Raw genomic sequence first — 17,758 nt, forward strand, 5'->3', positions numbered from 1 at the left:
CTTCGGGGAGCCGCCGACATGTCTGGTCCGGCAGTTTGTCAGCTTAGGGTGAGGAGCTGTGCGGGTGGATAGTTGGGTGGAGCGGGTCGGTTCGACGGTCACCGTCAACGGCGTTTCCGCCCTCCTGATCGCGGCGGATCCGACCACCGGCACCCTGGACGTCGAAGTCAAACATGATCTTGGGGTCGGTCCGTTCGACGTGGTGCAGCTGATCCACGCGCCGCCGGTAAGCCGATGGTGGGCGGCGGTGCGCAGAGTCGACGGCGGCCGGGTCCAACTGGGCCGCCCTACCAATGATGAGACCGACCGGCGCCGGTACCCGCGACGGGAGCTGGAACTTCCGGTGACGGTGTGGTGGCCCGACACCCCGGCGGAGAGCGTCGGGCGCACCCTCGACGTGTCGGTCGGCGGCTTCGCCGCTGTGCTCGACCACCCGCCACCGGAGGGTGTCGACGTGGCGGTGCGGATAGACGGCTTCCATCAGCCGCTGCTGGCCATCGCCCGGTGTATCACCGTGCAGGACCGGCAGGCCCACTTCGCCTACACCGATATCGGCGCGCAGGAGTCGGAGTTGGCCCGGCACCTGGTTCTCACTCGGCCCGCCCGCACCTGGGACGGCACCAGCACCGACGCGGTGCTGTGGTCCAGCGTCGGCGTCCAGCGGGTCACGGCCAAGCCGACCCGGGTAGCCTGCGTGGTGTCCGGCGCCCAGCAGTGCCCAGCCCGCAAGGAACACGTGATCCTGAAGATCAACGACGCGCTGCTTCGGGCGAGGGTGGTCTCAGTCGCCGGCGGGGTGGCCCGACTCGCCTGGCTGGACTGACCCGACCCGACCCCGGCCCGGTCGAACTCTGAGCCCGGGAATGCGGGCATGGCGAGGGCCTGTCGTACGCCAGTGCCGCGCCCGCCATGCAGACGAACAGAACACCCGGGTCCACCGCGCCGAAGCCGGCAACGGCCCACCGCAGACCGTGCACCCGCCTGGCAGCCGACGGCTGCGGCGCCAACCAGCGCCGAGCACCGGCCCTGCCAACGCTTAGGTCCGGTGCTGTGTCGCCGGTGCGCGGTCGGCGTGGGGGCCGCTGAGTGGGATGCGCAGGGTGGCAGTGGTGCCGTGTGGGTGGTGGGGGGTCACCGTGAGGGTGCCCTGGTGCAGCGCGACGATGGCACGGGTGAGTGGTAGGCCGAGTCCGGTGCCGGGGGTGCCGGTTTGGCGGGCGTTGCTGCCGCGGTAAAGGGCCCGGAACAGCAGGGGGTATTCGGTGGTCGGGATACCCGGTCCGGTGTCGGTGATGGTCAGGACGGCGGCGACGTTGTCGTCGGTGAGGGTGACGGTGATGTCGGTGTGGTCGATGCTGTAGCGCACGGCATTGTCGAGCAGGTTGCCGACGGCTTGGTGTAGCCGGTGGGCGTCGCCGGTGACGATCAGCCGGGTGGGTAGTTGGGTGTGGATGTCGATGTGGTGGTGCTGGGCGAGTGGCATGACGGAGGTGACGGCGTCGGCGACGACGGTGGTCAGGTTGACGCCGCTGTAGTCGAGTGCGGCGTGCCCGGATTCGAGGGCGGCCAGGTCGAGGAGTTGGTCGATCAGGTCGAGCAGGCGGTCGTTGTTGCGGGTGACCACGCCGAGCAGGTCGCGTACTTCTCCGATCGTGGTGGTGTCGGGTTCGGTGGCGATGAGTTCGGTGTAGGCGCCGATGGAGGTCAGTGGGGTGCGTAGCTCGTGGCCGACCAGGGCGATGTATTGCTGCATGCTGACGGCCAGTTGGGTGGCCAGGTCGTCGGCGCGGCGGTGCTCCAGGTAGGCGCCCAGGTGTCCGGCGATGCCGGTGAGCAGGACACCTAACGCGGGTTCGGGTTCCTGCCGGTGGTGGGAGAAGAAGGTCATCACGCCGGTGGTGGTGTTGCCGTCGGAGACCGGGACGGCCCCGGCGGCCTGGTAGCCGCTGCCCTCGCTGACGGTTCGCAGCACCGGGGAGTCCGGGGCGTGGATGTTGGGTATCCAGATCAGCTCACCGCGTTGCCAGCACAGGCCGGCCAGTCCTTGTCCGTAGGCCATGCGGTGCGGGACGGGCAGAGGTTCCTCACCTGGTGCGGTGAAGATCGCGGCCGGACGTAGCCGGTCGGTGAGTGGGTCGTACAGCCACAGCCGCATGTGTGGCCATCCCAGCGTCGTGGCGACCGCGTGGAGCACCAGCCGAGCCGCGTCGTCCGGATCCGGAACCTCGGTCAGCACCCTGAGCACCGCGTCCTTGCAGTTCTCGTACTGCGATGCCCAGTGCTCAGCGGTGGCGTCGTGCACCGCGGCGACGGCGCCCAGCAACGTGCCGTCGGGGGAGCGGATCGGCCGGGCGTTGACCGTGAACCAGGCCGGGCGGCCGGTCCGGTCGTACGCCTTCAACCCCGCCTGGCTGACGTGCTGCCCGGCCAGTGCCCGCGCCAGGGGTAGCTCCTCGGCCGTCAAGGGAACGCCGTCGGGATGGCGCATGACGAACTGGTCGGGCCAGTGCTGCACCGGCACCGCGGCTCCCTCGTCGCCGAAGAACTGCCGCAGCGCCTGGTTGAACAGCACCAGGCGGCCGGAGGTGTCACATGCCAGGACACCGGTGTCCAGGCTCTGCACCAGGGCTTCCATGAACGCCGGATCCCGTGTCGCGTCCGCCTGGACCGCACCACCGCCGGAATCCTCCGCGGCCTGCGCACCGGCAGGGCTTTCCTCAGCCGGCACGGGCGCGGGGCCCGCGGTCTGTGGGGCAAGGTTCGTCTCGACCACCTCGGCCAGCTCCCGCACGCTGAACGGCTTGCGCAGCAAGCCCTGAATCCCGAACTCGGCGATGCGCGGGTCGTTCGGTAGCAGCAGCGCGGTAACGATCACTACCGGGATGTGCTTCAACTCGGGGTCTGCGCGGATGGCCTGGCACATCTGCAGCCCGGTCAGGTGCGGCATGTCGACATCGGCCAGCACGAGGTCCGGCTGCCGCATGGCTACCAGCTCCAGGCCGCGCCGGCCATCCGAGGCCACCGCCACGTCATGCCCGAGCCGGGTCACCACCTCGGTCATCAGCCGCTGATGGTCGAGATCATCCTCTGCCACGATTACCAATGCCACCTGGTGACGTTTTCCGCAAAAGCGGCAAAGCAAACACGAGGCCGTGGTGCCCGACGGAGGTGACGGTCATCGAAATCGAGAGTTAGGCAGGTAAATGGTGGGTATTGGACCGTTTTACGGCGTTCCTCGCTTTCCTCCAGCGGTGGGGAGGAGGAGATCACATGGCGCTCGTTGTGGTGGCTGAGGACGAGGACGACATCCGGGCCCTCGTTGTCCGGATGCTGCACCGGGCGGGCCACGAGGTGATCGAGGCCCCTCCGAGGGTGAGCCGGAGCCGGGCGGATCCGGCGGGCGCTTACTGGTCCTGGCCGCTTCCCTCGCGGAAGATCCGCTCCTCAAGCTGGTCGGGGCGGTATGACGCGTCTCCGTCGGCGAGGGCCTCGCGGAGCAGCCAGGCCTTCGTGTCGTGCTGACGCTGTGTCCTGTCCCTCTCCTCATCGCGGCGATACCTGTCGACCCGCTCGTCGGGAGTCACGTAGACCGAGCCGACTGCGGTGGCAAACGCCGGATCGAGCGGCCCGAGGCGGCTGCCGCCGAAGAACGCGACAGCCATTGCGAGGTCATGCGGTGAATACGCATCCGGTAGCGCGTCCTCGTCCGGGAACAGCTGCGTGTACCGGTCTCTGAGCTCGTGGATCGCCTTGTCTCCGCGAGCCGTACGCCGCGGCGCTGCGAGCCACACCAGGCCGGCGATGACTGCGATCAGGCTCACCAGCCCGGCCACCACAACGTGGCTGCCGCCGATGGGAGTCGCAGCTGACCGCTCGGCGGCCAGCTGGATGAAGACCACCGGGAACATGACACCGACGCCGGCAGCTGCCATCACCAGCCCCGTCAGCCGGATCAGTGCCCGCGCGCTGAAGCCCATGAGCAGGCCGGCGGCGACTAGCGAGTGGCGAAGCTGACCGAGTTCGTGTTGAACGCGTGGGTATCCGGCGAGGTCGTCGACCGTGGTCTGCCGGTCTGTGCCGGTCCGCTCTGCGAGGGCCGCCACGATCTCACGCTGGAGCGGGGTCGCCTCGGGATGTAACTCGACGTGGCCGCATCCGAGCGTCGCCCTCAATTCGGCGGGGCTCGTGGAGCGCACCGGCAGCACAACTCGCCGGTACAGCAACTCTCCCGTCGCGGTCACCACCGCCGTTCGATCTCCGGAGTAGAGGTAGGCCGTCTCTTCAGGGCCAAGCGTGTCCGGGCCCCGCCCGTCTCCCCAGTTGCGCGAGACGATCAGCCGACGCGGCCAGCGCAAGGCGATCCACGCCACGACGATCAGGATCACCGCCAGCACGGCGGCCATGCTCGGTCTGATGTTCGTCACCCGCTGGATTATTCACTCGGGGTGCAGCCCCGAGAATGCCCTGGCAGGTTCGTTTTCGTCCCGGTCCGCCTCCGGCGGGCTCACCGGAGTGCTGGCCTGACACGACGCGGACCGGTGATGACCTGCTGATCATTACCGGCGACGGGCCGGTGCTTCGGCAGCCGGGCCGGGTTCCCGCCGAGGGGCCGCGGGGGCCCGCGCCGGCACGGGCAGGTTCTTGGCATCGGTGATGGACAGCATCGCGAGCCCGGCCGCATTCATCGGCTTGGCGCGGTCGGGTGCGGGACGCACGACGATCGCCGCGGGATTACCGGCAAAACATGGTCGTCCCAGGCGATTATTGGGGGGTTTTCGGGGGCTGATTCAAATCGCATAGACAAACGTTTAGGCCCTGGCCAGCATTCTTCCTGGACAGGGCCCTAATTGTGTGGAGCTGAGGGGATTTGAACCCCTGACCCCCTCGATGCGAACGAGGTGCGCTACCGGTCTGCGCCACAGCCCCTTGGCCCCGTAGGACCGCAGCAAGGCTAACAGGTTCCCCGCCCGCCTCGCGAACCACCCCTCCCGACGCGCCGTACCCCATCGATCAAGCCGGGTACCCGGATCCCCGGCCACCCGCCTCGTACGCCCGCCCGCGCAGCCCACCGGCACGCCGGTAGGAGACCGAGCCCCCGTTGACCGCCGCCGGAAGATCGGACGGGTCGCGGTCCAGCCCCATCGCGGCGCGTCGCACGGCCTCCCGCTGGGCGGCGAGGCGGCGCTGCGCCTCCCGTCGGGCGACCGCCCGGCGCGCCTGTTCCCGCCGTACCTCGGCCTGCCGGGCCGCGAGCCAGGCCGCCTCGCGGGCCTCGCTGCGGCGACGGCGGCGGTCGGCGATGGCCCGGTTGCGCAGGTGCACCAGGTACACACCGAGCAGGGTGCCGGTGACCGCGAAGCCGATCCAGAAGCCCGGGCCGACCGCGAGGACCCCGACCAGCTCGATGATGTTGAGCAGCAGCAGCGCGGCGAAGACCCGTCGGCGCCGGATGACCGCGGGGGTGTGCCGGGGCGCACGCACGGGCCGGATGGTGCGGCGCGGGGCCACCAGCTTCAGGGGGCGCGGTTCACCCTCCGGGGGCGTGACCGTAACCGTGAACTGGCGTGGCGGGTTGACCGGTCGGCGTCCGGGCACGGTACGGCGTCGACGGCGGCGCGCAAGCACCCGAGCCGTCGACGACGCCCGCTCCGCGACCAGGCGCTCGGTTGCGTCGTACCGGCGTACGAGTGCCGGTGCGAGCGCGAGCAGCCCGGCCGCGGCGAGGACGGCGAGGAGCACCGAGGTCGGCACCCTCACCCCTTCCGTCAGCCGAAGCGGTCCAGGGTCGGCCCGAGCTCAGGCACGACCAGGCACCGCATGTCCCCATCGCCCCGAGGTTACGGGCGGGAGCTGCGGAAATTCGCGCGGCGCGCCGGGCGCGCCACGCAGAGTTGATCATCGAGTACGGCGAATGCGTCAGGTCCGCGCGGCTCGCAACCGGCGCCACCGCGCCAGCAGGCCGCCCTCGGCGGCGACCTCCTCGCTCGTCATGGCGTACCCGAGGTGGTCGCGCCAGGCGCCGTCGATGTGCATGTAGCGCTGGTGGTACGCCTCTTCACGAAAGCCCAGCTTCTCCACGACCCGCCGGCTGGGCGTGTTCTCGGGCCGGATATTGATCTCGACCCGGTGCAGCTGTCCCGGGCCGAACGCGTGGTCGACCGCGAGCGCCAGCGCGGTCGGGATGATGCCGCGGCCCGCCACCCGCACGTCGACCCAGTACCCCACGTACGCGGAGCTGAAGGCACGGCGCACGATGTTGCCGAGGTTGAGGTGACCGACCAGCCGCTCCCGGTCCTGCTCGTCACGCAGGCACACCACGAACGGCATGCTGTCGCCGTGCCGGGCGGCCCGCTTCATGTCGCGGTAGACGAAGGCGTACGCGCGGGTGGAGTTCATCTCGGCCCACGGCCCCGGCGGTGAGGACTCCCACGGGGTGAGCCACTGCTGGTTGGCGATCCGGACCTCGGACCACGCCCGCGCGTCGCCGCGCCGGTATGGCCGCAGCAGCACCGGCCCGTCCGCCAGGACGGCAGGCCATCCGGGCGGGGACCCCAGCATCATCGCCTCCGGTCGAGCAGCAGCACGTCGACGGTCGACCCGGCCGCGGCCGAGGTGACCCGCTCGCCGAGAACCAGCAGCCCGTTGGCTTCGGCAAGGCCCGAGAGAGTGTACGGCCCACCGGCGAGCGGTTGCACCGTATAGCCGCCGCCGCGCCGCTCCGCCACATGGGCGGGGCGGAACTCGCGCAGGCCGCCGGGCGAGGACACGGTCTCCAACAGGTGCGCCTTGACGCTGGGCCGGAACACCGGCTCGGCACCGGCGAGGATCTGGATCACCGGACGGGCCAGCACCTCGAAGCCGATCAACGCTGCGCCCGGCTCGCCGGGCAGGCACACCACCGGCACCTCCTCCCCGCCGACCGTGCCGAAGCCCAGTGCGGTCCCGGGGCACAGCGCCACGTCGGTGAACTCGACCGCGCCACGGCCGGGGTCGCGCCGCGCCAGCACGCGGCGCAGCATGTCGCCGGGTCCGGTGCCGGTGCCGCCGGTGGTGATGATGAGGTCGGCGCGCAGGGTCTGGTCCTCCAGGAGGCCCCGCAGCCCTTCCGGGTCGTCGTCGCAGATCCCGATCCGGTACGCCAGGGCACCCGCCTCGACCGCGGCCGCGGTCAGGGCGTGCGAGTTGGCGTCGACGACCTGTCCGGGCTGGCTCGGGCGGCCCACGTCGACCAGCTCGTCACCGGTCGCCACGACCACCACCCGCGGGCTGGGGCGCACCACCACGTGCCCGATCCCGGCCGCGGCGAAGACCGCCACCATCGGCGGGGTCACGTACGTGCCGCTGGGGGCGAGCAGGCGGCCCATGGGCAGTTCGTCGCCCGCCCGCCGGACCCCGGAGCCGCGCTTGGGCGCGTGCTGGATCTCGACGGTGGCCATGCCCTGGTCGGTCCAGTGCACCGGCACGACGACGTCCGCGCCGACCGGCAGGGGGGCGCCGGCCGCCACGGAGAAACAGGTGCCGGGGGTCAGGCGTACGGGTCGCCAACTCGCCGCGCCCAGGTCGCCGACCACGTTGAGACGAACCGAGCGAGGACCACCCTCGGACGCGGGGTGCGAGCCGACCCGCCCGGCGGCGGCAAGGTCCTCCCAGCGAGCCGCGTACCCGTCGATCGCCGCCTGGTCGAAGGCGGGATACGGGTGCGGCGTGTACACGTCGCCGGCGAGGACGTTGCCGTGCGCCTGGGTGAGGTCGAGGTCGAGCGGGGGCAGCGCCCGCAGCCTGCGCAGAACCCTGCCCAGGTACTCGGCGAGCGGCATCAGCTCGTTGGCGGCCGCCTCGGCATCGGCCGTCGCGGTCATCCCTGCGCACCCCCGGCGACGAATTCGCGCAGCCACTGCCGGAACTCAGGCCCGAGGTCGGGCCGCTGGACGGCGAGCTGCACGACGGCCTGCAGGTAGCCCAGCGGCATGCCGGTGTCGTAGCGGTGGCCGCGGTAGACGATGCCGTGCACCGGCGTACCCTCGGCCAGCAACGTGGCCATCGCGTCGGTCAGCTGGATCTCGCCGCCGCTGCCGGGCTTGGTGTTCTGGATCGCCTCGAAGATCGTCGCGGGCAGTATGTAGCGGCCCAGCACGGCCAGGTTGCTCGGGGCCTGGTCGGGCGCGGGCTTCTCGACCAGCCCGGTGACCTCCACGATGTCCTCACCGAACTCGCTGGGCCGCACCGAGGCGATGCCGTAACGCGACGTCTCCTCCGGCTTGACCTCCATGAAGGCCAGCACGATGCCACCGGTACGCGCCTGCAGGTCCAGCATGGCGGGCAGCAGCGGCTGCTCCTGCTCCACGAACTCGTCGCCGAGCAGCACCGCGAACGCGTTGTCGCCGATGTGCGAGGCCGCGACTCCGACGGCGTGCCCGAGCCCGAGGGGCTCACCCTGGCGGCAGGTGTAGATGTCGGCGAGTTCGCTCGTGCGGCGCACGGCGGCCAGCCGCTCGGTGTCGCCCTTCTCCTCCAGGCGCGCCTCCACGTCGGGGCGCCGGTCGAAGTGATCGACCATGGACGTCTTGCCGCGGCCGGTCACGAGCAGCACGTCGGTGATGCCCGCGGCGGCCGCCTCCTCCACGATGTACTGCAGCACGGGACGGTCGACGACCGGGAGCAACTCCTTCGGTACGGCCTTGGTCGCCGGCAGGAACCGGGTCGCCAGACCGGCTGCCGGAATGACGGCCTTCACCGCCCGGCGGCCGTTCTCGTGCGCGTTCGTGGTCATCTCTTCAGTCCCCCCACACTTCGCTCGGATAGTGCCCGGACATTGGCGAGACTATCGGCCGCGGTTCTGCCGCGGCGTCTGCGGGCCACCCGGGCGGGTGGTGGCGCGGTCGTCCGGGCAGCCTGGTCGGCCTGGGGAAACCCCGGGCGCGGCCATCCGGTACCGGTCGCGGCCCGCGTTCTTCGCCGCATACAGGGCGTCGTCGGCGGCGTCCAGCACCTCCTGCGCGGTCCCGCCGTGGTCGGGATAGACCGCGATGCCGATCGAGACGCTGACCGGAATGCGGTCCACCGGTTCCTCGCCGGTGGCGTCGGCGCGGCGCCGGTCGATCGGTACGGGGATGTCGCGGATCGCCGCGCCGAGACGCTCCGCGACGGTCGCCGCACCGAATCCGTCGGTCTCGGGCAGCAGCACGACGAACTCCTCGCCGCCCTGCCGGAACGCCACGTCGACCTCGCGCAGCCCGAGCCGGATACGCCGGGCGAACTCGCCCAGCACCGTGTCCCCCGCGGCGTGCCCGTACGTGTCGTTGACGTTCTTGAAGTGATCCAGGTCGAGGACCAGGACGGCCAGCATGCGGCCGAACCGGCTGGCCCGCTCCACCTCCCGGCGCAGCGACTCCCGCAGGTACCGGTAGTTCCACAGCCCGGTGAGCGGGTCGGTGAGGGAGAGCCGCTGCGCCTCCTCGTGCACCCGGACGTTGTGCACCGCGACCCCGGCCTGTCCCGCGAACGTCCGCAGGGTCATCAGGTCGGCGTCGTCGAACTCGTCCGTGCCGAGCCGGTCGTAGAGGGCGAGCACGCCCAGCACGACCGGCGTGGCGGAGCCGGTGACCTCCTCCGGCACGAGGGGATCACCGACGATCGGGGGCGCGCAGATGGGCACCGCCACGTACGTGTGGCAGGGGGGTTCCCCGCCCGGGCGGGAGCCGCGCTGCGCCACACCCGTGGCCGCCACCGCGCCGAGCACGCCCTCGCCGAGCGGCACCCGCAGGGTGGGCAGGTCGGCCTCCGGGACGTCCCAGCGCCCGCTCAGGCCCTCCGCGCAGCGCGCCACCAGGACGTGCTCGGCCGGGTCGATGAGCAGCACGACACCGGCCCGGGCCCCAGTCGCGGACAGCGCGGTCTGCAGGATGACCCGCAGGATCCGGTGCACGTCATGGGTGCTGGACAGGGTGTCGCCGAGGATGGCCAGGTGCCCGCGGAGCTGGTCGCGGCTCGCGGTCAGCGCCTGCACGTACGTCCGCAGCTCACGGGTCATCCGATTGAACGTGCTGGCCAGCCGCCCCAGTTCGTCGTGGCGCAGCACCGGCACGCGGGTGTCCAGTTCGCCGTTCGCGACCCGGCCCGCGGCCCACACCAGGTCGGCCAGCGGCCGGGTGGTGGAACGGGCCAGCCACCGCGCCACTGCGACCGCGGCGGCTGCCACGGCGAGGTCGGCCACGATCAGCAGGGCGTACAGGCCGGTCGGAGGGCTGCCGGGCACGGAGACGGCCAGCGGCAGCGGCTGGCCGGGGGCGACCGCGATCCGGCGTACGTACCGGTCGCCGTCGGCGGTGCGCCGGACCTGGCCGTCGCCGTGCCCGGCGGCAGGCAGGGCGGCGGCGAGCGCGGCGACGCGCGGCCGGGCGTACGGGGGCTCGGTGCTCTCCGTGGGGCCGGCCCCGGCGCCGTCGCCGGAGAGCAGGGTGACCTCGGCGCCGCTGGAGGCGGCGAGCCGGTTCACGAACGCCGCGTCGAGCACCTGCGCGGCGGCGACCGTGACGCCGGGTGCCTGCGCGCGCGCCGCGATGTCGGCCACCCCGACGTCGGCCGGGTCGGCGCAGTCCCGCCAGTGCGTCGGCGGGGCACTCGCGGTCCGGCCGATGGTGATCTCGGTCGCGAGACCTCGGGCGATGAGCTGCTCCGAGGCCACCCGCCGGTCGTCCGCGGACAGTACGGCCACCGCATCCGCGACCGCCTGCAGTTGTCGGCACACGGCGCCGATCGCGGTGCGCACCGTGGTGGCGGCATGATCAAGCCGATCGACCGCGCGATCGCGGCGCACGGTGGCCACGGTCGTGCCGACGAACAGCGAGCCCAGCAGAACCGGACCGAGCACCACCACCAGGAAGGCGGTCGTGAGCCGCCCGCGTAGCGTCACACGTCCTCCTGGAGGTGGCCCTGTTTCGAGCGATGCTGACATAGTGTGCACCGTTTGCCCGTTTCGAGGAGGATGTTGCATGCCGGATTTCGCCCTTGAAGCGGAAAGATCTCGGTCTCAGAAGCTTGCGCTGCGGAGAAAGCTGCTGCTTGCGCGCGGATCGCTGACTGACGAAGCCCGCCGCCAGGCCGCCGAAGCGGTCCAGGCGGAACTGCTTTCCCTGGTACGACGGCTCCCGCCGAAGGAACGGACGCCGGGAGCAGCGGATCCGGCTCCGCCGGGGCGGGCGCCAGACGGGATGGAGCCCGTTCCGGCCCACCAGCTGACCGTCACCGCGTACGTGCCCATCGGGGCCGAGCCCGGCGGCCCCGACCTGCCGGAAGCGCTCGCCCGGGTGTTGCCGTCCGGGGCCGACCTGCTGCTCCCGGTGCTGCTCGACGACGGTGACCTGGACTGGGCCCGGTACACCGGGCCGGACTCGCTGCGCCCCGGGCCACGCGGGCTACGCGAGCCGGTCGGGCCACGGCTGGGCGTGACCGTCATCACGGGCGCCGACCTGGTCATCGTGCCCGCCCTCGCGGTCGACCGCTCCGGACGGCGGCTCGGCCGCGGCGGCGGCTCGTACGACCGCGCGCTCGCCCGCCTGACGCCTGCCACCTGGACCGTAGCGCTGCTGCACGACGGTGAGCTGATGGCGGCCGTACCGGCCGAGGCGCACGACCGGCGCGTGCGCGCGGCCATCAGTCCCGGCGGTGGCCTGACCCTCATGGCGGGCGAGGAGTGGACGAAATAAGGTCCGATGACGCAGCATTGGCACTCGGTGACGGCGAGTGCCAGCGCCGAGTGAGTCCGGCTGTCGAGCAACGCGGAGGATCCGTGCCCACGTACCAGTACGCCTGCACCGAGTGTGGTGAGCAGCTTGAGGCGGTGCAGTCCTTCTCCGACCCGGCCCTGACCGAGTGCCCGGCGTGCCAGGGCAAGTTGCGCAAGGTCTTCAACTCCGTCGGCATCGTCTTCAAGGGGTCGGGCTTCTACCGCAACGACTCCCGCTCCGGCAACGGCGGGGCCGGGAAGTCGACCACCTCCGACGCGACGAAGTCCGACGCCGCGAAGTCCGACGCGACGAAGTCCGATTCGGCCAAGTCCAGCGCCGCGAAGTCCGGCACCGAGTCGAGCAGCTCCTCGTCGGCCGCGTCCGCCGGCTCCTCCTCCAGCAGCGCACCGGCCGCCGCCTCCGCTTAGGGGGCATGGCCCCGGTCCTGACCGTTATCCACAGCTGCGTGCTGTCCACAGGGCGCCCGCCTGGTCGGGGGCGCACTGCCTAACGTCAGCCCCCGCCGGGCGCACACCGCGACGCGGCGGGCCGGGCGGCGGGAGGCGATGTGGCGGGCACCAGGCGCGGGGGCGACGGTTGGCAGCACGACAACGATCTGCCATGGGTTGACGGCGCGGCATCACGGCGCGGGTCACCGCTGTCCGGCTCAGCGCACGATCGCGGCCGATCACGGCTGCTCGGCTCAGGGCACGATCACGGCCGATCACGGCTGCTCCGCCTGTTCCGGCGCGATCGGGAGAGGGCGGATCCGCGACTCGACCCGGCGCGCTGGCGGCGGCCGGGCCGCGGCACCATGATCCGGCTCTCGGCGATGGCCGCGCTGCTGGCCACGGCAGCGCTGATGAGCTGGTCCGGTCCGGCACCCGGATGCCTCTCGAGATCGTCCCCCGCCCGCGACACCCGCGCAGGCGCGTCCGTCCCGGCGGCCCCCGGCGCCGCGACCACGCCGCGCACACCTGTCCGGGGACGGCCGGATCTGCCCCGCGGGACGGTCGGCCTGCCCGTACGCCTGGCCGAGCCCGCCGCGCTGGCACTGGTGCGGTCGGGCGACCGGGTCGACCTGTTCCGGGTGCACGGCACGGGTCAGCCGGATGAGGACCCGGCCACCGTGGCACGCGGCGCGCTGGTACTGGACGTGACCGCCCCCGACGACCCGGTGGGGGGCGGGCTCCTCCTCGCGCTCAGCCCGGCAGAAGCCGACCGCGCCGTGGCCGCACCGGCCGGGTCCGGGTACGCCGTCGTCATTCGCTCCGGCCCGTGACCGGGGTCCGATCTTGATGCCGAGCGCATCCTCGCGGCCGGGCCGGTGCAGGCGCCCCGGGCCGCTCAGTCCCAGTGCGGTGGGCGGTCCTCCAGCAGGCGCGCGTCGTTCGTGTCCTCGCGGTCGCCCCAGCCACGCTCGGTGTCGTCGCGGGTCTGCTCCGGCAGCAACGGCGCCTCCTCGGACTCGAAGTCCACGGTGCGCTCACCGTCGGAATCGTGTTCGGGCTGTTCCAGGATGTCCACGGATATGAGGGTAAGCCGCGCCGCCGCCATCCTTCTTCGCCGGGCATGTAGCGTCGGTGAACGTGAGCGCCCCGACCGGTAACGAGGACGACGCCTACTGGCGACGCCCCGCTCAGGAGCCCGAGCAGGCACACCCTGATCGGGCGGCGTCGGGGCCGCAGCCCTACCCGGGTCCGCCCCGGATGGATCCGCCGCCGCCGTACTGGCGCCCGCCGACCGTCGCCCAGCCGCCCCCGCCTCGCGCCATGCCCGCACAGGACATGGACGCCCTCGACGAACAGGAGGGGTCGGCGCGGACGGTGACCTACGGCGTGGGGCTGGTGGCCGGCGCGATCGGGCTCATCCTGATGTGCCTGCTCTGCGCGCGGGCACTCGTCTGAGCACCGTCCCGGCCGGCACCCCACATGCCGGCCGGGACGGAGCCGATCAGGACCCCGAACCCCACACCGCGTGGGCGCCGGAGTCGCCGGTCCGGAAGACGTAGTAGCCGGCCACCGCCGCCAGCGCCACCACGACGATCGCCAGGACCACCTCCGCGGGGCGCGGCAGGCCCCGGCCGGAACGGCCGAGCGTGAAGAAGACCATCACCAGCGTGGCCACCGCGAGCGCCACCGTGAACCACAGGGTCATGCGGCCGAAGCCCATGTGATCGGTGAGGAGGTCGATGATGGGACCCTTCATGCCCTGCTTGGTCAGCCGGTCGTACAGGTGCTCGCCGGACTCGACCGCCACCCAGACGGTGACCGGTGCGGCGATCGCCAGCAGGGCGGCCGCCCAGCCGACGCGCGAGCGCCAGCGCGGCACGACCGCGTAGACCACGGACGCGAGGGCCAGCAATGGTACGAACACCACGGCGGCGTGCAGCACCAGGGCATGCACCGGCAGCCCGTTCACCTGATCGAACACGGCCAACTCCTTGATCATCGGATCCCGCGGCCAGCTTAGGGGCACCCGGCACCGCGAACGCACCTATCTGCGCCTACGCGCCCGGACACGATCTGGTTCACCCCACCACCGCGATACCTGGATTTCGCACCACGTGCCATCCGCACGGGCACTCGACTGAACGAGTTCAACTTTCACCCGATCACCCATGGCAGGCTGTACGGCATGGACAGCCGTAACGATGTCGGACTCTTCGGGCCCGGTTCGGTCACCTGGAAGCTGCACCAGGAGCCCATCCTGTTCCTCGGCGGGCTGCGCTCGCTGTACCTGCAGGCCCTGCACCCCCGGGCGGTCGCCGGGGTGGTGCAGAACTCCGACTACCGGTCGGACCCGTGGGGGCGCCTCACCCGTACCTCCGAGTTCGTCGGAACGGTGATCTACGGCAGCACGGCGGAGGTCGCGGCCGCCGGGCGGCGGGTACGTCGCATCCATGCCCGGCTGACCGCGGTGGACCCCCGCACCGGCGAACGCTTCCGGGTCGACGACCCCGAGTTGCTGCGCTGGGTGCACGTCACGGAGGTGGAGTCATTCCTCACCACCGCCCGGCGGGCCGGGGTGAAGCTGACCGGCGCGGAGGTCGACGCGTACTACGCCGAGCAGCGGCGCGCCGCCGAGGTCGTCGGCCTCGACCCGGCGACCGTGCCCGGCACGGCCGCCGAGACAGCGGAGTACTACGCGGCGATCCAGCCGGAGCTGATGCTGACGCGGGACAGCGCCGAGACCGGACTGTTCCTCACGGTGCCGCCGGTGCCGGACGACTGGGGCAGCCGGGCCTTACGGCTCGGGTTGACCCTGGGCCCGACCCGGTGGGCCTACCTGGGCATCGCGGCGACCGCGTTCGGGCTGCTGCCGCCGTGGGCCCGCCGGATGTACGGCGGCCTCGGCTGGCCGACCACGGACCTGTCCGCGGGCCTGTCCGTGCGGACGATGCGGCTGCTGATCGGCGCGGCCCTGACCGCCAGGCCCATCCGCTACCGGGTCATGCCGATGCGCCAGGCGGCCCTCGCCCGCGCGGGCCTGACCGGGTGACCCCTGGATCCGCCGGCCACGGGCTGCGCCAGGCTCAGACCGCGAGAGCGGCCCATGCCTCCTTCGGCGGGGCCTCGGCGCCCGCCGGGCAGGTCCGCCGGTAGTCACACCACGCGCACAGCGATCCCGGACGGACCGGGAACTCGGTGTCGGGGTCACCGCCGGCCTCCACGGCCTTCTCGGCGGCGACGATGTCCCGGGCCGTGTCCTCGGCGCGAGCCAGCTGGCGGGCCAGCGAGTCGTCGGTGTGCTCGTGGACGGCCACCGTTCCGGTCGGCAGGTGGTGCAACTCGACGCGGCGGCACGGGCGACGGAACACGCGCTGGGCCGCGAACGCGTACAGCGCCAGGGCCTGCGAGCCGCGGGCGTCGTCGGACCCCGGCTCGGCCCGGCCGGTCTTGTAGTCCACGATCACCGCTTCGGGGCCGGACGGTCCGGGCCGGGCGTCGATCCGGTCCGCGCGGCCGTTGAACGCCAGCACGGCCGTGCGCGCCGCGACCACCCGTTCCACCCCGAGCGGCTCGTCGTCCGGTTCGAGCGTGGCCACGTAGGACTCGAGCCAGTCCAACGCCCGCCGGTGTGCCTGCCGCTCCTGGTCGGCGTCGCGGTAGCCCTCCCCGACCCAGGTCGAGGTGAGCAGCGCGGGCAGCGCGTCCGGACCGCGACGCGCCGCGGGCAGCGCATACCAGTTCTTCAGGGCCGTGTGGACGCTGGCACCGAGCGAGTTGTGCGCCCACGGCGGCCCCTTCTGCGGGGCGGGGCGGTCGACGTACGAATACCGGTATCGACGGGGGCAGTCCTCGTAGGCCGCGAGCTTGCTGGGGGTGCACACGAAGAGGCGCTCGGGCATGCCGGCGAACCCCAGCTGCTCGTGAGCGGGCTTGGCCGAACCGGACCTGGCCGGGCCGGACCGGCCTGCACGCTGGGGCTGACCCGGAACGCCGGAGTGGGACCTCGTCGAAGACACCCGGTCATCCTGCCAGCACCCACCGACAGAATGGACTCAGGTCGAGTAGAGGCGCACGAACGCGGCGACCGCATCCGCCATGAGCTGGACCGCGATGGCGGCCAGCAGCAGACCGGCGATGCGGGTCAGCACCTCGATGCCGCCGGGCCGCAGCAGCCTGACGATGACGCCGGAGAAGCGCAGCACCAGCCACACCGCGATCATGACGGCGAGGATGCCGAGGCCGATGACCACATAGTCCGACGCGCCTTCGGCCCGCCGTACGAAGAGCATCGTCGCGACGATCGCGCCCGGCCCGGCCAGCAGCGGGGTGCCGATCGGCACCAGCGCGACGTTGGTCGTGCTGCCCTGCTCCGACGGCTCGTCGGTCTTGCCGGTGAGCAGTTGCAGTGCCACCAGCACGAGCAGCAGGCCACCGGCGCCCTGCAGCGCGGGCAGCTCGACGTGCAGATAGTCGAGCAGAGTCTGGCCGGCCACCGCGAACACGACGATGACACCGAGCGCGAGCCCGACCGCCTGGGTGCCCGCGCGGGTCCGCTGCTTGGTCGGCATCGTGCCGGTCAGCGCCAGGAAGACCGGCACCATGCCCGGCGGGTCGACGATCACCAGGAGGGTCACGAAGACCTCGCCGAACAGCTTCAGGTTCACGGGATCAACCTAGGCGTCGGCGCGGGGACGCGGCAGCGGACTGCGCGCTACGTCACCCCAGCACGGGTACGCCGGTGGCGGCCGCCGCGATCCGCTCGAACGCCTCCGGCGCGGTCGTGAACGCGCCGAGCCGCACCGTCTTGTGGGTGCCGTGAAAGTCCGACGAGCCGGTCACGACCAGGCCGAGCCGCTCGGCGAGCGCCCGCACGTGTTCGCGCTCCTGCGGCGAGTGGTCCTCGTGGTCCGCCTCCAGCCCGAACAGGCCCGCCTCCGCCAGCTCCTCGATGAGCTTGTCCGGCACCACCCGGCCCCGGCGGGTGGCCCGCGGGTGCGCGAAGACCGCCACCCCGCCGGCCGCCCGGACCGCCCGGACCGCTTCGAAGACATCCAGGTCGGCTTTGGGTACGAAGTACCGCGTGCCGAGCCAGCGCGACGCGAACGCCTCGTTGGTCGTGCGCACCAGGCCGGCCCGGATCAGCGCCTGGGCGATGTGCGGGCGGCCCACCGACCCGCCGGCCGCGTACCCCTGCACCTCCGGCCAGGAGATGTCCACCCCGTCGGCGCGCAGCAGTTCGACGATGCGTTCGGCGCGGCGCTCCCGGTCGGAGCGGATGTGGGCCAGGTCGGCGGCGAGTCGCGGCTCGGTGGGATCGAACAGGTACGCCAGCAGGTGCAGCGGAATCGCCGGCTGCACGCCGTACCAGCGGCAGGACAACTCCGCGCCGCGGACCAGGCGCAGGCCGGGTGGGCGGGCGGCGGCCGCCGCGGCCCAGCCGCCCGTGGTGTCGTGGTCGGTGATGGCCATGACGTCGAGTCCGGCTTCCCGGCCTGCCGCCATCAGGTCGGCCGGGGTCAGGGTGCCGTCGCTGGCCGTCGAGTGGCAGTGCAGGTCGATTCGGGTCACCCGAAGAAGCTA

At 72.2% G+C, this 17,758-nt stretch carries 18 protein-coding genes and 1 tRNA gene; 6 read left to right on the forward strand and 13 right to left on the reverse strand.

All coding sequences use genetic code 11. The features are described from left to right. The first annotated feature begins 64 nt into the window (after nucleotides 1-64). Complete coding sequence (locus ACMCNO_RS31595; protein WP_412753077.1) at nucleotides 65-823, forward strand: PilZ domain-containing protein; 759 nt, start codon at nucleotides 65-67, stop codon at nucleotides 821-823. Between the two features lie 213 nt (nucleotides 824-1,036). On the opposite strand, the gene ACMCNO_RS31600 is transcribed toward ACMCNO_RS31595, so the two are convergent. The 8 genes from ACMCNO_RS31600 to ACMCNO_RS31635 form a co-directional block, all read right to left on the reverse strand. After that, on the reverse strand, nucleotides 1,037-3,094 hold the full coding sequence (locus ACMCNO_RS31600) for an ATP-binding protein (RefSeq protein WP_412753078.1): 2,058 nt from the start codon (nucleotides 3,092-3,094) through the stop codon (nucleotides 1,037-1,039). A gap of 310 nt (nucleotides 3,095-3,404) precedes the next feature. Continuing rightward, on the reverse strand, nucleotides 3,405-4,424 hold the full coding sequence (locus ACMCNO_RS31605) for a TIGR04222 domain-containing membrane protein (RefSeq protein WP_412753079.1): 1,020 nt from the start codon (nucleotides 4,422-4,424) through the stop codon (nucleotides 3,405-3,407). 428 nt (nucleotides 4,425-4,852) lie between these two features. Then, a tRNA-Ala gene (locus ACMCNO_RS31610) sits at nucleotides 4,853-4,926 on the reverse strand. Nucleotides 4,927-5,010: 84 nt separating this feature from the next. Beyond that, nucleotides 5,011-5,751: a hypothetical protein gene (locus tag ACMCNO_RS31615; protein WP_412753080.1), complete on the reverse strand. Its 741-nt coding sequence runs from the start codon at nucleotides 5,749-5,751 to the stop codon at nucleotides 5,011-5,013. Between the two features lie 165 nt (nucleotides 5,752-5,916). Next, entirely contained in the window at nucleotides 5,917-6,561 is a 645-nt protein-coding gene (locus tag ACMCNO_RS31620; protein WP_412753081.1) for a GNAT family N-acetyltransferase, read from the reverse strand. Continuing rightward, nucleotides 6,558-7,859, reverse strand: coding sequence for a gephyrin-like molybdotransferase Glp (glp, locus tag ACMCNO_RS31625; RefSeq protein WP_412753082.1), 1,302 nt, complete (start codon nucleotides 7,857-7,859; stop codon nucleotides 6,558-6,560). The genes ACMCNO_RS31620 and glp overlap by 4 nt, the downstream gene beginning before the upstream one ends. Further along, nucleotides 7,856-8,770 carry a UTP--glucose-1-phosphate uridylyltransferase gene (locus ACMCNO_RS31630; RefSeq protein WP_412753083.1) on the reverse strand — a complete coding sequence of 305 codons (915 nt, stop codon included), beginning with the start codon at nucleotides 8,768-8,770 and terminating at the stop codon, nucleotides 7,856-7,858. The genes glp and ACMCNO_RS31630 overlap by 4 nt, the downstream gene beginning before the upstream one ends. 51 nt (nucleotides 8,771-8,821) lie before the next feature. Further along, nucleotides 8,822-10,912 carry a diguanylate cyclase gene (locus tag ACMCNO_RS31635; protein ID WP_412753084.1) on the reverse strand — a complete coding sequence of 697 codons (2,091 nt, stop codon included), beginning with the start codon at nucleotides 10,910-10,912 and terminating at the stop codon, nucleotides 8,822-8,824. 79 nt (nucleotides 10,913-10,991) lie between these two features. Between ACMCNO_RS31635 and ACMCNO_RS31640 the strand changes: the two genes are divergently transcribed. The 3 genes from ACMCNO_RS31640 (at nucleotide 10,992) to ACMCNO_RS31650 (ending at nucleotide 13,008) form a co-directional block, all read left to right on the forward strand. Continuing rightward, entirely contained in the window at nucleotides 10,992-11,705 is a 714-nt protein-coding gene (locus ACMCNO_RS31640) for a 5-formyltetrahydrofolate cyclo-ligase (protein WP_412753085.1), read from the forward strand. Between the two features lie 83 nt (nucleotides 11,706-11,788). Continuing rightward, the gene (locus ACMCNO_RS31645; protein WP_412753086.1) at nucleotides 11,789-12,154 is read left to right on the forward strand and encodes an FmdB family zinc ribbon protein; all 366 of its coding nucleotides are present in this window, start codon (nucleotides 11,789-11,791) and stop codon (nucleotides 12,152-12,154) included. Between the two features lie 386 nt (nucleotides 12,155-12,540). Next, a complete protein-coding gene (locus tag ACMCNO_RS31650; RefSeq protein ID WP_412753087.1) occupies nucleotides 12,541-13,008 on the forward strand; it encodes a hypothetical protein in 468 nt (155 codons plus the stop codon). A gap of 65 nt (nucleotides 13,009-13,073) precedes the next feature. On the opposite strand, the gene ACMCNO_RS31655 is transcribed toward ACMCNO_RS31650, so the two are convergent. Next, nucleotides 13,074-13,253 (reverse strand): hypothetical protein, encoded by a 180-nt coding sequence (locus tag ACMCNO_RS31655; RefSeq protein ID WP_130509304.1) that lies wholly within the window; start codon nucleotides 13,251-13,253, stop codon nucleotides 13,074-13,076. A 62-nt stretch (nucleotides 13,254-13,315) separates the two neighbouring features. On the opposite strand from ACMCNO_RS31655, the gene ACMCNO_RS31660 reads away from it, so the two are divergent. Further along, nucleotides 13,316-13,633, forward strand: a complete 318-nt coding sequence (locus tag ACMCNO_RS31660; protein ID WP_412753088.1) for a translation initiation factor 2 — start codon at nucleotides 13,316-13,318, stop codon at nucleotides 13,631-13,633. Between the two features lie 46 nt (nucleotides 13,634-13,679). Here ACMCNO_RS31660 and ACMCNO_RS31665 read toward each other — a convergent pair whose 3' ends face one another. Beyond that, nucleotides 13,680-14,159, reverse strand: coding sequence for a DUF2231 domain-containing protein (locus ACMCNO_RS31665; protein ID WP_412753089.1), 480 nt, complete (start codon nucleotides 14,157-14,159; stop codon nucleotides 13,680-13,682). A gap of 204 nt (nucleotides 14,160-14,363) precedes the next feature. Between ACMCNO_RS31665 and ACMCNO_RS31670 the strand changes: the two genes are divergently transcribed. Beyond that, nucleotides 14,364-15,227: an oxygenase MpaB family protein gene (locus ACMCNO_RS31670; protein WP_412753090.1), complete on the forward strand. Its 864-nt coding sequence runs from the start codon at nucleotides 14,364-14,366 to the stop codon at nucleotides 15,225-15,227. A 34-nt stretch (nucleotides 15,228-15,261) separates the two neighbouring features. On the opposite strand, the gene ACMCNO_RS31675 is transcribed toward ACMCNO_RS31670, so the two are convergent. From ACMCNO_RS31675 to ACMCNO_RS31685, 3 genes are all read right to left on the reverse strand, one after another. Continuing rightward, the gene (locus ACMCNO_RS31675; RefSeq protein WP_412753091.1) at nucleotides 15,262-16,077 is read right to left on the reverse strand and encodes a RecB family exonuclease; all 816 of its coding nucleotides are present in this window, start codon (nucleotides 16,075-16,077) and stop codon (nucleotides 15,262-15,264) included. A gap of 153 nt (nucleotides 16,078-16,230) precedes the next feature. Next, complete coding sequence (locus ACMCNO_RS31680; protein WP_412753092.1) at nucleotides 16,231-16,842, reverse strand: MarC family protein; 612 nt, start codon at nucleotides 16,840-16,842, stop codon at nucleotides 16,231-16,233. A 52-nt stretch (nucleotides 16,843-16,894) separates the two neighbouring features. Continuing rightward, nucleotides 16,895-17,746 carry a PHP domain-containing protein gene (locus ACMCNO_RS31685; protein ID WP_412753093.1) on the reverse strand — a complete coding sequence of 284 codons (852 nt, stop codon included), beginning with the start codon at nucleotides 17,744-17,746 and terminating at the stop codon, nucleotides 16,895-16,897. Nucleotides 17,747-17,758: the final 12 nt, after the last annotated feature.

Origin of the sequence: Krasilnikovia sp. M28-CT-15 (genome assembly GCF_047159595.1) — a bacterium.
Lineage (GTDB): Bacteria > Actinomycetota > Actinomycetes > Mycobacteriales > Micromonosporaceae > Actinoplanes.

Excerpts from the sequence above, each read along its gene's own strand:
- ACMCNO_RS31620 (WP_412753081.1), bottom strand. The coding sequence starts at position 6,561 with ATGATGCTGGGGTCCCCGCCCGGATGGCCTGCCGTCCTGGCGGACGGG.
- glp (WP_412753082.1), bottom strand. The coding sequence starts at position 7,859 with ATGACCGCGACGGCCGATGCCGAGGCGGCCGCCAACGAGCTGATGCCG.
- ACMCNO_RS31630 (WP_412753083.1), bottom strand. The coding sequence starts at position 8,770 with ATGACCACGAACGCGCACGAGAACGGCCGCCGGGCGGTGAAGGCCGTC.
- ACMCNO_RS31640 (WP_412753085.1), top strand. The coding sequence starts at position 10,992 with ATGCCGGATTTCGCCCTTGAAGCGGAAAGATCTCGGTCTCAGAAGCTT.
- ACMCNO_RS31650 (WP_412753087.1), top strand. The coding sequence starts at position 12,541 with ATGATCCGGCTCTCGGCGATGGCCGCGCTGCTGGCCACGGCAGCGCTG.
- ACMCNO_RS31670 (WP_412753090.1), top strand. The coding sequence starts at position 14,364 with ATGGACAGCCGTAACGATGTCGGACTCTTCGGGCCCGGTTCGGTCACC.
- ACMCNO_RS31675 (WP_412753091.1), bottom strand. The coding sequence starts at position 16,077 with ATGCCCGAGCGCCTCTTCGTGTGCACCCCCAGCAAGCTCGCGGCCTAC.